This is a genomic window from Streptomyces tremellae, from assembly GCF_039540215.1.
GTDB lineage: Bacteria > Actinomycetota > Actinomycetes > Streptomycetales > Streptomycetaceae > Streptomyces > Streptomyces tremellae.
The window spans coordinates 16,307-30,738 of sequence record NZ_BAABEP010000067.1 but is presented as its reverse complement, the minus strand read 5'-3'; the positions used below and the strand labels follow the sequence as shown (position 1 = coordinate 30,738).

Sequence of the window (14,432 nt, the reverse complement as noted above, 5' to 3'; positions counted from 1 at the left end):
AGTCCTCCTGACCCCAGCGCGGGATGTCCGCGGGGGACCACTCGCCGCCGAGCGCCCGCCCCGCGACGACGGCCTGGAACCACCGGCGCTCCCAGAGCGCGCAGTGTTTGAGCAGGCCGAGCAGCGACAGTGAACTCGCCGTCGGCGCCGTGCGGGCGTCCGCGTCAAAGACGCCCTGGACCTTCCGGAGCAGATCGGCGCGCTGCTTGTCGAGGAAGCCGCAGAGGGCCTCCCGCTCGGTGGAGGTCGAGAACCGGTCGGCTGTCATGGCGCGGACGCTACCGGACCACGAGGGGGTTCCGAACGGCGGCCCGCCCGCGCCCCTCGGCACCCGGCGGCCCGCCGGGGATCGCGAACTGCGCCCGCACTACAGGACCGTGGGGCCTCCTCGGCCAAGCGGTGCCTGCTGGAGGGGGACCGGCCGGTAGAGCGGAGTGGTGCCCCGGACGCCCCTCGTCTCGCCGTGCGGCGACGGCTGCCGCCCGGCCCCCGGGGCGGCCCGGCCCGGCCCTCCGGCCCCGGTGTCCGCCGGAGCCGGTCCGCCGGTACGGGCATCGGTACGCGCGCCCGTACCGGACCCGGCGCCGGGCTCCTCGGCCGGGGCCCGCACCTCCGCCACCGCGCAGGGCGCCGCGGGCGTCGCGTACGGCAGCCGCAGTACGCCGTCCGCGGTCCACAGGCCCGCCCCGGTGAGCCAGCCCGGCGGCGGCGCCACCAGGTGCAGCGCCCGGCCTGCGGGCCGCCAGAGGCCCACGCAGGCGCCGCCGGGGCCGTCGACCCGGAAGGCCACCGCGCAGCTCTCCGGCGTGAGCACCTGCCCCGGCTGGGCGGCGAACGGTGTCAGCGCGCGGCCCGCCGGCGCAAGGCACTCCGGGAAGCGGACCGGCCGCGTGCTGCCGAGCACACCCCAGCCGATCCGGTCGTGCCCCGGCGCGTTCGAACGGATCAGCAGCAGCCCGCTGTCGGGGTCCGCGAACAGCAGCCGGTCGTCGCTCTCCTCGGCGATCTCCAGCAGCGGCGACAGCTCGCCGCCGCGCTCCAGGTCGACGGTGACCGTCTTCACCACGCCCCCGGCCTCCCGGTCGAGAGCCAGGAGCCGTCCCGCACGGTCGAGCCACGCGCCGCCCGAGCAGCGGCCAGGCACCCGCGCGACCAGTTCGGGCCCGGACGTGCCGCCCGCCACCCGCCACAGGGCGGTGTCGTCCGCGCCGGGCGCGAGCGCGTAGACCAGGCTGCCGCCCGGCACGGGCGGCAGCAGCGCGAGCCGGGGGCACTCCACCGCGCCGAGCGGCACCTCGCCGGTGCCCGGACCGGTCGGATACAGCAGCGAGAAGGCCCAACGGCCCGCCACCCGGCGGCAGATGAGTACCCGCCCGTCCGCCAGCGGCTGCAGCTGGCTGTCCGGCTCCTCGGGCTGCCCGAGCGGCAGCGGCACGGCGTACGGCTCGGGCCCGGCGAGCGTCCACCGCTCGGGAAACCACACGGGCGCAGCCCCTGCCCCGTCGAACACCCGCTCGGGTGCCGCGCCCGCGCTCGCACCGGGGCGTGCCGCCACCAGCCGCGCGCCGTACCCGCCGTCCGCGCTGACGACAAGCGCGGGCGGGCACGCGTCCGCCGCTTCCGCGCCACGCGCCCCGGACGCCGCCGCCCCCGGAACGCGCGGCGCCGTCACGGCGGGGGAGCCCGCTTGGGACGGCGCGCTCTGCGCCGCCGCGGCCGGGACGTCCGCAGCCGCGGGCAGCGGGACAGCGGCGGACCCGTACGCTTCCGGCGCCGTGGTCCGCGCGGTGGCGGCTTCCGGGGCCGCGGCGGCCCCCACCCGCCCGGACCCTGCTGCGGCCGGACGCCCGCCCTCCGCCCCCTCGGCGGCGGCACTCGCCGCGTACTCCTCTGCGGCCAGGGGCAGGGTGGCCGCGCTCCGCGCCGGTGCGGCTGCCGCCGCGGTGCCCCGTGGGGGCGCGGCGGCCCCCGCAGGCCCGGGCCCTGCCGCGGCCGGGCGCGCGGCCTCCGCCCCTCGGTCGCGGCGCCCGCCGCGTGCCTTTCGCCGGCTGCGGACCCCACAGGGGCGGTCGGCCCCGGGCGGGCCACCCCGTCTGGGCCGGTCGGCTGGAGGCCCGGCCCTGGGCCGCCCGGCCGGACGGGACGGACACGGCCGTCCTGCCGAGCCGGCCGCACCGCCCGGCCCCCGGCCCGCTCGGCGGGCGCCTGCCCAGCAGGCGCCCAGGGGCTCGCGGGCCCGCCCTCCGCGCGATCACCGTCCACACCGCCCCCGCCCTGCGTGCCGGGCCCCTCGGCCTCGCGCGGCGCGGAGCCGTACCCCTCCTCGGGGCCGAGGGCGGCCGGGTCCTGGGAGTTCTCGGGGCCGAAGGGGGCCGGGTCCCCGGGGCCGGTGGCTCCCGGGTGCGGCGAACCGGCTCCCCCGGCCGCATCGGCCGGCTCCGCGGGCTTCGTGTCGACGGCGAGAGCGGTCATCGGTGTCATCGGTGCGTCACCTCCGGCCACGAAGCTAATTTCGCACTTCCAGCCGAACAACGAGAGACGACCGTCTTCACACGTACGAGTGGCGATGGGCCGATTTGCCCGGGGCCGCAGGGGCGCGTGTGCTGAGCGGGACCATCGGCCACGGGACCCCCGCCCCGTCGAGGGCGCCGCCGCCCAGCCCCCGCCGCGCGCGTCCTCCGGGCCCCCGCTTCCCCGCGGGACGGGCGCCGCCCCGCGCCAGGTAGCCTTTCCGGCGTGCCCCGTCTGTCCGAAGTCATCGCCGAGCTCGACGCCCTCTGGCCGCCCGACCGGGCGGAGCAGTGGGACGCGGTCGGGACCGTGTGCGGTGATCCCGACGCCACCGTCGAGCGGGTACTGTTCGCCGTCGACCCGGTCCAGGAGACCGTGGACGAGGCCGTCGCGCTCGGCGCGCAGCTGCTGGTCACCCACCATCCGCTCTACCTGCGCGGCACCACCACCGTCGCGGCCGGCACCTTCAAGGGCCGCGTCGTCCACACGCTGATCCGGCAGGGCGTCGCCCTGCACGTCGCGCACACCAACGCGGACACCGCGGACCCCGGCGTCTCCGACGCCCTCGCCGCCGCCCTCGGCCTGCGCGTCGTGCGTCCGCTCGTGCCCGACCCGCAGGACCCTGCGGGCCGCCGCGGCCTCGGACGGGTCTGCGAGCTCGACGCCCCGACGTCGCTGCGCCACTTCGCGGCCAGGGCCGCCCACCGCCTGCCCGCCACCGCGCAGGGCGTCCGCCTCGCAGGGGACCCCGACGCCCCGGTGCGCACGGTCGCGGTCAGCGGCGGCTCAGGAGACAGCCTGTTCGCCGAGGCGCGCGCCGCGGGCGTGGACGCGTTCCTCACCGCGGACCTGCGCCACCACCCCGCGTCCGAGGCCACCCAGCACTCCCCGCTCGGCCTGGTGGACGCCGCGCACTGGGCCACCGAGTGGCCCTGGTGCGAGCAGGCCGCAGCCCAGCTCGACGAGATCTCCGACCGCCACGGCTGGGGCCTGCGGGTCCATGTCTCCGCGGCGGTCACCGACCCCTGGTCGGCACACTTCGCGTCGCAGGCGCGCCCCGTGCCGCCGCCGCCCGCCACCGCCACGAACCCACCGGGAGCCCCCAACTGAACGCCGCGCCAGCCGACCAGCTCCGACTCCTCGACGTCCAGGCCCTCGACGTACGGCTGTCGCAGCTCGACCACCGCCGCTCCGCGCTGCCCGAGCACGCGGAGCTCGAAGCACACGCCAGGGACCTCGCGCAGCTGCGCGACCTGCTGGTCGCCGCGCAGACCGAGGAGAGCGACACCGCCCGCGAGCAGACCAAGGCCGAGCAGGACGTGGACCAGGTGCGCACGCGCGCCGCCCGCGACCAGCAGCGCCTGGACTCCGGCGCCGTGACCTCGCCGAAGGACCTGGAGAACCTCCAGCGCGAGATCGCCTCGCTCGCCCGCCGCCAGAGCGACCTCGAGGACGTCGTCCTCGACGTGATGGAGCGCCGCGAGTCCGCGCAGGGCCGCGTCGCCGAGCTCACCGAGCGGCTCGCCGCCGTGCAGGCCGCGTCCGACCAGGCGGCTGCGCGCCGCGACGAGGCGACCGCGGGCATCGACACCGAGATCGCCGACGTCCGCAGGGAGCGCGAGGCGGTCGCCGCGTCGGTCCCCGCCGACCTGCTCAAGCTGTACGAGAAGCTGCGCGAGCAGCAGGACGGCGTCGGCGCCGCCCGCCTCTACCAGCGCAGGTGCGAGGGCTGCCAGTTGGAGCTGAACATCACCGAGCTGAACGACGTGCGTGCCGCCGCGCCCGACGCCGTGGTGCGCTGCGAGAACTGCCGCCGGATCCTGGTCCGCACGGCCGAGTCCGGCCTGTAGACGGACCGGGCGGCGGCGCAGGGGACGGGGCGCGAGGGACGGTACGGGGAGGGTGACGGCAGCGGTGACCGTGTACGAGGTGGAGGCGGACGGCGGGTCGCGGAGCAACCCGGGCCCCGCCGGGTACGGGGCCGTCGTCCGCGACCCGAAGACCGGCGAGACGCTCGCCGAGACCGCCGAGTACCTCGGCACCGCCACCAACAACGTGGCGGAGTACCGCGGTCTGATCGCGGGGCTGCGCGCCGCGCACGCCCTCGACCCGGCCGCCGAGGTCCTGGTACGGATGGACTCCAGGCTCGTCGTCGAGCAGATGACGGGCCGCTGGCGCGTCCACCACCCCGAGCTGCGCGCCCTCGCAGAGGAGGCCGCCGGGATCTTCCCGCCCGAGCGGGTCGTCTACGCGTGGGTCCCGCGCGAACGCAACCGGCACGCCGACCGGTTGGCGAACGAGGCGATGGACGCGGGCGCGCGCGGCGAGGCGTGGGACCCGGCCGCGTCCACGGCCGCCCTGGCCGCGGTAGCCGCCTCACCGGCCGCCGCCTCACCGGCCGCCGCGGAGGCGGGCGCGATCCGGCCCGCGGTGGGCTGGGGCTCCGCGCCCGACCTGGGCGCACCCACCACGTTCCTGCTGCTGCGGCACGGCGAGACGGCGCTCACGCCGGAGAAGCGGTTCTCCGGGAGCGGCGGGAGCGACCCCGCACTCTCCGCCGCGGGCCGCAGGCAGGCCGCCGCCGTCGCCACCGCGCTCGCCGCCGGCGGCACCGTGCAGGACATCGTCTCCTCCCCGCTGCGCCGCTGCCGGGAGACCGCGGGCGCCGTCGCCGACCACCTCGGCCTCGGCGTCACCGTCGAGGACGGCCTGCGCGAGACCGACTTCGGCGCCTGGGAGGGCCTCACCTTCGCCGAGGTGCGGGAGCGGTACCAGGACGACCTCACCGCCTGGCTCGCCTCGCCCGGTGCCGCGCCGACCGGCGGCGGCGAGAGCTTCACCGCCGTGGGCGAGCGGGTGGAGGCGGCGCGCCGCCGCCTGGTGGAGCGTCACGCGGGCCGCACGGTCCTCGTCGTCACGCATGTCACCCCCATCAAGACGCTCGTGCGGCTGGCGCTGGGCGCGCCGCCCGAGTCGCTGTTCCGGATGGAGCTCTCGCCCGCGTCGACCTCCGTCGTCGCGTACTACGGGGACGGCAACGCTTCGGTGCGCCTGTTCAACGACACGTCGTACCTGGCCTGACCTGCGCACCGGGCGCCGAGCTTGGCCTCAGGCCCTGCGGCTGTCCTGGAGGGTGGACGCCTCGCGGGCCAGCGCCTCGACCCGGTCCCAGTCGCCCGCCTCGACGGCGTCCTGGGGGACCATCCACGTACCGCCGACGCAGCTCACGTTCGGCAGCGCGAGATACCGCGGCGCCGACTCGGCGGTGATGCCGCCGGTCGGGCAGAACCGCGCGCGCGGCAGCGGGCTGGAGAGGGACTTCAGGTACGGGATGCCGCCGGCCGCCTCCGCGGGGAAGAACTTCATCTCGGTGACGCCGCGCTCCAGCAGCGCCACGACCTCCGACGTGGTCGACACACCGGGCAGGAACGGCACGCCCGACGCCTCCATGGCGGACAGCAGCGTGTCCGTCCAGCCGGGGCTGACCAGGAACCGCGCGCCCGCCGCGACGGACCGGGTCACCGCGTCGGGCGAGAGCACCGTGCCCGTGCCGACGACGGCGTCGGGCACCTCGGCGGCGATCGCGCGGACGGCGTCGAGGGCCGCGGGCGTACGGAGCGTCACCTCGATCGCGGGCAGACCGCCCGCGACGAGCGCACGCGCCAGCGGCACGGCGCCCGCGGCGTCCTTCAGCACGACGACGGGGATGACGGGGGCGAGATCGAGCACGGAGGTCATGCCCACATCCTGCCGCGCCCCCGGCGCATCACGCAACGCCCGTTGCGTCCCATGCAATGACCCAGCTCAGTGCCTGGTCACCCGCCCCCCTCAGTGCACGTCCGTCACCACGACGTCGAGCCGCCAGGGCCTGCCCGCCCGCGCGGGCTCCGCGGCCTCGACCGCGTACCCCAGGTCCCGCAGCGCGCCGACCAGCTCGGCGGGCGACGCGGGCGCGGCCCCCGCCGTCAGCAGGTCCCGCAGCAGCCGTCCCTTCGTGGCCTTGTTGAAGTGGCTGACGACGGACCGCTTCTCCTCGCCCGTACGCTCGTCCACCCGCGAGTGCAGGACGCGGACCGCCGCCGTCCGCGAGGCGAGTTCACCCTTGGGCTGCCAGGCGGCCGCATACGCCGACGACCGCAGGTCGAGCACCGGGCCGTCGCCCGCGGCCTCCGGCATCACCTCGGCCATCGGGCCGCGCCAGTACGCCCCGAGCGCGCCGATCCCCGGCAGCTTCACCCCCATCGAGCAGCGGTACGACGGGATGGGGTCGGCCACCCCCACCGCTCCCCACAGCCCGGAGAAGACCAGCAGGGACGAGGCGGCGAGGCGCGCGGCGGCCGGGGCGAGCGTGCCGAGCCCGAGCGCGTCGTAGAGCACGCCGGTGTAGACCTCGCCCGCGGGCCGCGTCCCCGCGGTCCGCAGCGCCGCGTTCTTGGCGACCTCGCCGCGCAGACCCTCGCTCAGCCCCAGCACCTCGCGCGCCTTGCCCTCGTCGCCCGCGCACAGCCCCACCAACTCGTCGAGCACGGCGGCGCGCGCCGGCGCGAGCCCCGGCAGCGAAAGCGCCCCGGGATCCAGTGGCGCGCCCCCACCGGGCGCGGCCTTTCCTTCGGACGGCGGCAGCAGCACGAGCACGGCGGTGACTCCTCGGGGCGACGTCGGACATGGCGTGCGCACGGGCACGGATACGGATACGGCTTGCGTACGGGAGCGGGCTGGCCCACGCGGGCCGCGCCCGCCCGCCAGCGTAGGCGAAGGCCGGGGCCGCGAGGACGGGCCGCCGGGGCCGGGTACCATGGTCACCACGGCAGACGAGCCGGGCGGACGGCCGCGTGAGGCTCCCTTGGGAACCTCCCGAGGAACGTCCGGACTCCACAGGGCAGGGTGGTGGCTAACGGCCACCCGGGGTGACCCGCGGGACAGTGCCACAGAAAACAGACCGCCGGGGGCCTCGGCCCCCGGTAAGGGTGAAACGGCGGTGTAAGAGACCACCAGTGCCCAGGGTGACCTGGGCAGCTAGGTAAACCCCACCCGGAGCAAGGTCAAAAGGAGCACCAGGAAACAGGTGCTCTGCGCGGACGTTCGAGGGCTGCCCGCCCGAGTCCGCGGGTGGACCGCAGGAGGCCGGCGGCAACGCCGGCCCTAGATGGATGGCCGTCTCCCCGGCCGCCGCGAGGCGCCCGGGCGACAGAATCCGGCGTACAGCCCGACTCGTCTGCCGCTCAAGGTCCTGCCGGGCGTTTTCCCTGGTCAGCCGCTGGAACGCACGGGGCGGGCAAGACCACCGCCGTGCGCATCCTCTCCACCCTGCTGTGCGCCGATGCCGGACGCGCCCGGGTGGCCGGGCGCGACGTCGCGGCAGACCCGCACGGCGTCCGCGAGCGCCTCGGCCTCTCCGCCCCGTACGCCGCCGTCGACGAGAAGCCCACCGGCCGCGAGAACCTGTACCTGGTGGCCCGCCTCTACGGCATGTCACGGCGCGCGGCCCGCCGCGGAGCCGCCGAACTCCTCGCGGACTTCCGCCTCCAGGAGGCCGCCGACCGGCCGAGCGGCACGTTCTCCGGCGCCATGCGGCGCCTGCTCGACCTCGCGGGGGCGCTGGTGGCGAAGCCGCCCGTGGCCGTCCTCGACGAGCCCACCACCGGACTCGACCCGCGCGGCAGAACCGGCGCCTGGAGCGCCGTCAGGGAGCTGGTGGCCGCGGGCACGACCGTCCTGCTGACCACCCAGTACCTGGAGGAGGCAGGCCAACTCGCCGACTCCATCGCGGTGATCGACCGCGGGCGTGTCATCGCCCGCGGCTCCGCCACCGACCTCAAGGCGCGTGTCGGCGGGGAGCGGCTCGCCCTCACCCTGGCGGACCCCCGGCCCGCGCGCCCGCGCCCTCGGCATCCTTGCGTGCCCCGGCCCGCGCACCCCCGACTTCGACCCGCGCGCCGGCCGCTGCACCGCCGCCGTGCCGGGGCCGCTGCGGACGGTCGCCGGGTGGAACCCGGTCTCCGCCACGGCGACCACGATCCGCGGCCCCTTCGGCAACCCGGCGCCGACCCCGGCCACTCGTGGCCCGTCGCCCACGCCCTGCCGTACGCGGTCACCTGCGCGAACGCCATCACGGCCCTCTTCATGCTCCTGGCCGGCGCCAGGTATCGCCGCGTCACGCGCGGCTGAGGCACGGCCGGCGCGCGTCCGTCCGGCGCGACCCTCCCAGGTGTCGACGAGGCGGCGCTCACGGCGCAGTTCGCCGTCCGACGGCAACCAGGAGAGCTCTCACCGAGAAGCTCCCGAACGCGAGGGCGCCACTCTCGGGGCCGCCTCGGCTGAGGTCGGCGGACACCGACGTCGACTTCCAGGACCGCCGGGTGCGGCCGTGCTTCCCGGGACGACCCAGGGCGGCCGAAATCGTCCTGGGCGTGGCCGCCGCGTCTCCGTACCGTGCGTGTGCGAGCCGGAGAGGTCTTGCGCGTCCGCCGCCCGGCGGCCGTGCGCCCCGGTCCCGGCGCCCGCGCGACTCCACCCCTCGCGAAGGAGTACGTCATGGACGGCAACCCCCGCCGCCGAGTGCGCAACGACGAGGAGCAGTACGGGCTGTCGCCCGTCGGCGCCGAGGTCCCCGTGGGCGAAGCCACCGCCCCCGGGGCGGGCGATGCCGGTGTGGAGGGCGGAGTGGGAGCCACCGCCCTGCTGGTCGCCGCCGCGCGCGCCATCGAGTCGCACCGCCCCGACGCGCTGGTGCACGACCCGTACGCCGAGCACTTCGTACGGGCGGCCGGGGCCTCGGCAGGCTGGCCCCTGCGGCCCGAGCAGGTGCCCGGCGGCGGCGCCGACCCGCTGTGGGGGAGGCTCGGCCGCTACTTCGCGCTGCGCACCAGGGCGTTGGACGACGCGCTGAGGGAGGCGGCCGGCGCGGGGATCCGGCAGTTCGTGCTGCTCGGCGCGGGGCTCGACACCAGGGCCTACCGGCTGCGGTGGCCGGAGGGCACCACCGTGTGGGAGGTGGACCGGCCGAACGTCCTCGCCTTCAAGGAGCGGATCCTGGCCCACGCGCAGGCCGTCCCCGCCGCCGGCCGGGTGGCCGTCCCCGCCGACCTGCGCGAAAACTGGGCGCCCCGACTGCCGGCGGCGGGGCTCGACCCCGCCGCACCCACCGGTTGGCTCGCGGAGGGGGTGCTGCTCTATCTGCCCGGTGCGGTCGAACGGCACCTCCTGGCAGCCGTAGACGAATTGAGTGCGCCGAGAAGCACACTGTGCTACGAGATCAAGCCGGTGCGGGAGGTCGAAACCCTGCGCGACAGCCCGGTGTACGCGGCGACACGCGACCGGCTCGGAGTGGACCTGCTCCGCCTCTTCGAGGGCTCGCCACGCCCCGACTCGGCATCCGACCTCGCAGCCCGGGGCTGGCGCTGCTCGGTCCAGAGCCCCTTCGACCACACACGCCGCTACGGGCGCGGACCGCTGCCCGAGCCGGACGACGCGCTCGCCGCCAACCGCTGGGTCTTCGCCGAGAAGACGACGTCCACCGCCGGCTGACGAAGACCGCCCAGGACCCGACGCGGCCCCTGCCCGCCCCGCCGCGCACTCGGCACGCGCGTCTCTTGACAGGCTCTTGTCATGGGCGGAACACTCCGCAATGGGAGAGCGCTCTCCCGTTCTTGCGTACCGGCCGCCGTCCCGGCGGGGCCCGCGGCCGGCCGCCCGTTTCCCCCCTCGCAGGACCACCCAGTAGGAGGCACCCATGGCACGGAAGTCCCGAGTCTTCTCCGTGTTGCTCTTATTCACGGCGATGAGCCTGACCGCGATCGGTGTGGCCGACATCGCGACGACCGGTAGCGCGTCGGCGGACGGCGCGCCCGTGGCACACGCGATGCACGCCGCGCACGCCGGTATGCAGATGCCCGTCTCCACGCGCGCGTCGGGCGACGATCCGGACGGCGACGGCTACATCATGGCCGACCCGCCGGTCACGGGCGTCACGCCGTCCACCTACGACCCGCCGCACACGTACTTCCACGAGTTCCAGGCCAAGTGCGCCCCCGACCACACGCTGCCCGACGACCCGATCGTCTTCCCCGGACAGCCGGGGAAGTCCCACGACCACACGTTCATGGGCAACACCGGCACCGACGCCGGTACGACCACCGCCTCGCTGGCCGCGGCGGGCACCGCCTGCCTCGCGCCCGGCGACAAGTCCGCGTACTGGATGCCGAGTCTGTACGACGGGGACCGGAAGATCCTGCCGATCGGACCCCAGACGATCTACTACAAGTCCGGTGTCACCGACTACACCAGTGTGCGGCCGTTCCCCAAGGGGCTGCGCTTCGTCGTCGGCGACCCGATGCAGACGCTCGACGAGTTCAAGAACCTGAAGGGCACGGTCGAGGGCTGGGAGTGCGGGACGTCGTACAAGAACTTCGACTTCCCCGCGAGCTGCCCCACCACTCAGGACACGCAGCTCAACCTGCGCCTCCAGGCGCCGAGTTGCTGGGACGGCATCCACCTGGACACCCCGGACCACAAGAGCCACATGGCCTACCCGGTGGCCACGGGCGCCAACCAGAACGTGTGTCCCGCCGACCATCCCGTCGCGCTTCCGATGATCGAGTTCAAGATGGCGTGGCCGGTCAACGGTGACATGTCGCAGGTCAGGCTCTCCAGCGGCAGGGGGTACTCGTTCCACTACGACTTCTTCGACGGCTGGGACGACGCCACCCTCAGCGCCATGGTCACGCACTGCGTCAACGGCGGTCTCCAGTGCGACGCCCACGGCTACGACGAGTCGCAGCCCGGGAAGGGCGCCGTTCTGGACGACGACTACGAGCTCGAGTAAGGCGGTCGGTGCCGAGAGGCGCGCGCCCCGCCGGCCGGTGCGCGGTCTCCTCGCGCGGCGGCCGGCGCCCGGCAAGTCCCCACCCCCAAGCTTCCCAGCCGAGGAGAACGCGATGTACCGACCCTCTGCCCGGTCCGCCGGGCCCGCCGTGCGTGCCGTCGCGCCGCTCGCAGCCGCCGTCCTGCTGGCCGGGGCCGTGGTCGGCCTGCGGGCCCCGGCCGCGCACGCGGCGGGCGACGTGGTCAAGGTGACGGGATCGCAAGGGAACTGGCAGCTGACCGTCGACGGTTCCCCGTACCAGATCAAGGGTCTCACCTGGGGCCCGTCCACCGCCGACGCGTCCACGTACATGCCGGACCTCGCCTCGATGGGCGTCAACACCGTGCGGACCTGGGGCACCGACGCGACGAGCGCCCCGCTGTTCGACGCGGCAGCCGCCAACGGTGTCAAGGTCATCGCCGGCTTCTGGCTCCAGCCGGGCGGCGGCCCCGGCTCGGGCGGCTGCGTCGACTACCTGAAGGACACCGCGTACAAGAACGACATGCTCGCGGAGTTCCCCCGGTGGGTCGACACCTACAAGGACAACCCCGGCGTACTGATGTGGGACGTCGGCAACGAGTCCGTGCTGGGGCTCCAGAACTGCTACAGCGGAACCGAGTTGGAGAACCAGCGCGACGCGTACACGACCTTCGTGAACGACCTCGCGAAGAAGATCCACCAGGTCGACCCCGACCACCCGGTGACCTCCACCGACGCGTGGACCGGCGCCTGGCCCTACTACCGGAGGAACGCCCCCGACCTCGACCTGTACGCCGTGAACTCCTACAACGGGGTGTGCGACATCAAGGAGACCTGGGAGCAGGGCGGATACACGAAACCGTACATCGTCACCGAGACGGGCCCCGCCGGTGAGTGGGAGGTGGCGGACGACGCCAACGGTGTGCCGGACGAGCCGACCGACCAGCAGAAGGCCGACGGCTACACCAAGGCGTGGAACTGCGTCACGGCGCACCGCGGGGTCGCGCTCGGAGCCACGATGTTCCACTACGGGACGGAGGACGACCTCGGCGGCGTGTGGTTCAACCTCCTCCCCGACGGGCTGAAGCGCCCGTCGTACTACGCCGTGAAGAGGGCGTACGGCGGCGACACCTCGCACGACAACACCCCGCCCGACATCACGGAGATGACGGTCGGCGGAGCGGACCAGGGCGTGGAGACCGGGGGCGAGGTCACCCTCACCGCCAGGGCGACCGACCCGGACGGCGACCCCGTCGCCTACCAGGTGCTGTTCAGCAGCAACTACATCGACCAGAACAACGCACTCGTCCCCGCGGACGCCACCGACCACGGGAACGGCACACTCACCGTCAGGGCACCGGACAAGGTGGGTGTCTACAAGGTCTACGTGAAGGCCACGGACGGCCACGGCAACGTCAGCTACGGGGCTCGGTCCCTGAAGGTCGTCGCGCCGGAGCCGGCCGGCACGAACGTCGCACGGGGCAAGCCGGCCACCGCGTCGTCCTTCCAGACCGACCCGACGGGCGGCTGCCCGTGCACGGCCGCCGACGCCGTCGACGGCGACGCGGCGACCCGCTGGTCGAGCGACTGGAGCGACCCGCAGTGGCTCCAGGTCGACCTCGGGGCGCCGACCTCGTTCCACCATGTCCAGCTCTCCTGGGAGGCCGCCTACGCGAAGGCCTACGACGTCCAGGTGTCGCAGGACGGACAGAACTGGACGACGGTGGAGTCCGTGACGGACGGCAACGGGAACATCGACGACCTCGACGCCGAAGGCACCGGCCGGTACGTGCGGGTGTACGGCACCGCGCGCGGCACGGGATACGGCTACTCGCTCTACGAGTTCGGCGTGTACAGCTGACACCGGGGGCGGTGTGCGGACGGCGCCGGGGCTGGCCGCCGCCGCGCCCCGCCCCTCAGGCCGACTCCCGCACCACGAGCTCGGGCGTGAAGATGACGGAGGCGACGGGCCGGTCCTGGTGCTCGATGCGTTCCTGGAGCAGCCGCGCCATCTCGGCCGCCATGTCCTCGACCGGCTGCCGCACCGTGGTGAGGGGGGGATCGCAGGAGACCGCGGCCGTGCTGTCGTCGAACCCCACCACGGCCACCTCGTCCGGCACCCTCCTGCCGTGGTCGCGCAGGGCCTGGCAGGCGCCCTGAGCCAGCAGGTCGTTGGCCGCGAACACACCGTCCAGATCAGGGTGGTCGGCGAGCAGAGCGGTCATCGCCCGCGCACCGCCGCGGAAGGTGAAGTCGGCCTCGGCCACCGGCGGGCAGGGGACGCCGTGCCGGGCCACGGCGTCCCGGAAGCCGGCCAGCCGGTCGTGGCCCGACGCGACGTCCTGCGGCCCCGCGATCGTGACGAGCCGCCGGCACCCTCTGGCCAGCAGATGGTCAGCGGCGAGCTGAGCGCCGTCGTAGTGGGCGAGGTCGACGTAGCTGATCGGCACGTCGCCCGGGGGGCGTGCGAACAGCACGGCGGGCAGCCCGGCCCCGGTCATCAGCGCGGGCAGCGGGTCCTCCGCATGCGTGGAGACGATCAGCGCGCCGTCCGCGCTCCCCTGCCGCAGGAACCCGACCGCCTGCTCGCGGGCTTCGGCCGTCTCCGCGAACATCAGCACCGGATGCATCGAGCGGGGCCTCAGGTACGCGATGACACCACTCACCACGCGACCGAAGAAGGGGTCGGCGAACACCCGGGAGGCGAAGGCGTTCTGCTCGGTCTCCGAGTCGTCACCCGCCCCGGAGACGATGAGTGCGATGATCTCGGCACGGCGCGTCACCAGCGAGCGCGCCGCGCGGTTGGGCGCGTATCCCGTCGCCGCGACGGCCTGCCGCACGGTCTGCTGGATCGCCGGGTCGACGTTGCGTATCCCGTTCACGACCCGCGAGACCGTGGCCCGGGACACCCCCGCCGCCCGCGCGACGTCTTCGAGCGTGGGCCCCCCGGACGAGCCACCCGGCTCTCTGCTCATGGAGCCCAACAGTACAGGGGAGAGCGCTCACCGGCAGCCTGCCGGCCCGCCGCAGGCCGTCGGAGACGGGGCCTGAGGGGTCCGTCACGCCGAGCGGAGCCGGG

General features: G+C 75.2%; 12 protein-coding genes and 1 other RNA gene. 8 read left to right on the top strand and 5 right to left on the bottom strand.

The window, feature by feature from the left end:
- Together ABEA77_RS29280 and ABEA77_RS29275 are read right to left on the bottom strand one after the other, a co-directional pair.
- Nucleotides 1-268, bottom strand: a 268-nt coding sequence (locus tag ABEA77_RS29280) for a mycothiol transferase (protein ID WP_345654102.1), incomplete at its 3' end; no start/stop codon positions are given.
- 99 nt (nucleotides 269-367) lie between these two features.
- Nucleotides 368-1,483 carry a hypothetical protein gene (locus tag ABEA77_RS29275; RefSeq protein WP_425588409.1) on the bottom strand — a complete coding sequence of 372 codons (1,116 nt, stop codon included), beginning with the start codon at nucleotides 1,481-1,483 and terminating at the stop codon, nucleotides 368-370.
- Nucleotides 1,484-2,736: 1,253 nt separating this feature from the next.
- Between ABEA77_RS29275 and ABEA77_RS29270 the strand changes: the two genes are divergently transcribed.
- The 3 genes from ABEA77_RS29270 to ABEA77_RS29260 all read left to right on the top strand — a co-directional run bounded on the left by ABEA77_RS29270 (nucleotide 2,737) and on the right by ABEA77_RS29260 (nucleotide 5,592).
- On the top strand, nucleotides 2,737-3,621 hold the full coding sequence (locus ABEA77_RS29270) for a Nif3-like dinuclear metal center hexameric protein (protein WP_345654099.1): 885 nt from the start codon (nucleotides 2,737-2,739) through the stop codon (nucleotides 3,619-3,621).
- A complete protein-coding gene (locus ABEA77_RS29265; protein WP_345654107.1) occupies nucleotides 3,618-4,361 on the top strand; it encodes a zinc ribbon domain-containing protein in 744 nt (247 codons plus the stop codon). The genes ABEA77_RS29270 and ABEA77_RS29265 overlap by 4 nt, the downstream gene beginning before the upstream one ends.
- Before the next feature lie 64 nt (nucleotides 4,362-4,425).
- Nucleotides 4,426-5,592 (top strand): bifunctional RNase H/acid phosphatase, encoded by a 1,167-nt coding sequence (locus tag ABEA77_RS29260; protein WP_425588410.1) that lies wholly within the window; start codon nucleotides 4,426-4,428, stop codon nucleotides 5,590-5,592.
- Nucleotides 5,593-5,619: 27 nt separating this feature from the next.
- Here the strand turns inward: ABEA77_RS29260 and eda are convergent, their stop codons facing one another.
- Together eda and yaaA are read right to left on the bottom strand one after the other, a co-directional pair.
- Nucleotides 5,620-6,249: a bifunctional 4-hydroxy-2-oxoglutarate aldolase/2-dehydro-3-deoxy-phosphogluconate aldolase gene (eda, locus tag ABEA77_RS29255; RefSeq protein WP_345654094.1), complete on the bottom strand. Its 630-nt coding sequence runs from the start codon at nucleotides 6,247-6,249 to the stop codon at nucleotides 5,620-5,622.
- A gap of 90 nt (nucleotides 6,250-6,339) precedes the next feature.
- Nucleotides 6,340-7,146 carry a peroxide stress protein YaaA gene (gene yaaA / locus ABEA77_RS29250; protein ID WP_345654091.1) on the bottom strand — a complete coding sequence of 269 codons (807 nt, stop codon included), beginning with the start codon at nucleotides 7,144-7,146 and terminating at the stop codon, nucleotides 6,340-6,342.
- A gap of 177 nt (nucleotides 7,147-7,323) precedes the next feature.
- On the opposite strand from yaaA, the gene rnpB reads away from it, so the two are divergent.
- The 5 genes from rnpB (at nucleotide 7,324) to ABEA77_RS29220 (ending at nucleotide 13,214) form a co-directional block, all read left to right on the top strand.
- An RNA gene (rnpB, locus tag ABEA77_RS29245) (RNase P RNA component class A) lies at nucleotides 7,324-7,729 on the top strand.
- A gap of 71 nt (nucleotides 7,730-7,800) precedes the next feature.
- Complete coding sequence (locus ABEA77_RS29240; protein WP_425588408.1) at nucleotides 7,801-8,679, top strand: ATP-binding cassette domain-containing protein; 879 nt, start codon at nucleotides 7,801-7,803, stop codon at nucleotides 8,677-8,679.
- Nucleotides 8,680-9,045: 366 nt separating this feature from the next.
- Nucleotides 9,046-10,038 carry a class I SAM-dependent methyltransferase gene (locus ABEA77_RS29230; RefSeq protein ID WP_345654086.1) on the top strand — a complete coding sequence of 331 codons (993 nt, stop codon included), beginning with the start codon at nucleotides 9,046-9,048 and terminating at the stop codon, nucleotides 10,036-10,038.
- A 253-nt stretch (nucleotides 10,039-10,291) separates the two neighbouring features.
- Nucleotides 10,292-11,335, top strand: a complete 1,044-nt coding sequence (locus tag ABEA77_RS29225) for a DUF1996 domain-containing protein (RefSeq protein ID WP_345654084.1) — start codon at nucleotides 10,292-10,294, stop codon at nucleotides 11,333-11,335.
- 112 nt (nucleotides 11,336-11,447) lie between these two features.
- Nucleotides 11,448-13,214: a discoidin domain-containing protein gene (locus ABEA77_RS29220; protein ID WP_345654081.1), complete on the top strand. Its 1,767-nt coding sequence runs from the start codon at nucleotides 11,448-11,450 to the stop codon at nucleotides 13,212-13,214.
- Nucleotides 13,215-13,269: 55 nt separating this feature from the next.
- On the opposite strand, the gene ABEA77_RS29215 is transcribed toward ABEA77_RS29220, so the two are convergent.
- Nucleotides 13,270-14,328 (bottom strand): LacI family DNA-binding transcriptional regulator, encoded by a 1,059-nt coding sequence (locus ABEA77_RS29215; protein WP_345654078.1) that lies wholly within the window; start codon nucleotides 14,326-14,328, stop codon nucleotides 13,270-13,272.
- Nucleotides 14,329-14,432 lie beyond the last annotated feature (104 nt).

Excerpts from the sequence above, each read along its gene's own strand:
- eda (WP_345654094.1), bottom strand. The coding sequence starts at position 6,249 with ATGACCTCCGTGCTCGATCTCGCCCCCGTCATCCCCGTCGTCGTGCTG.
- ABEA77_RS29230 (WP_345654086.1), top strand. The coding sequence starts at position 9,046 with ATGGACGGCAACCCCCGCCGCCGAGTGCGCAACGACGAGGAGCAGTAC.
- ABEA77_RS29225 (WP_345654084.1), top strand. The coding sequence starts at position 10,292 with ATGAGCCTGACCGCGATCGGTGTGGCCGACATCGCGACGACCGGTAGC.
- ABEA77_RS29220 (WP_345654081.1), top strand. The coding sequence starts at position 11,448 with ATGTACCGACCCTCTGCCCGGTCCGCCGGGCCCGCCGTGCGTGCCGTC.
- ABEA77_RS29215 (WP_345654078.1), bottom strand. The coding sequence starts at position 14,328 with ATGAGCAGAGAGCCGGGTGGCTCGTCCGGGGGGCCCACGCTCGAAGAC.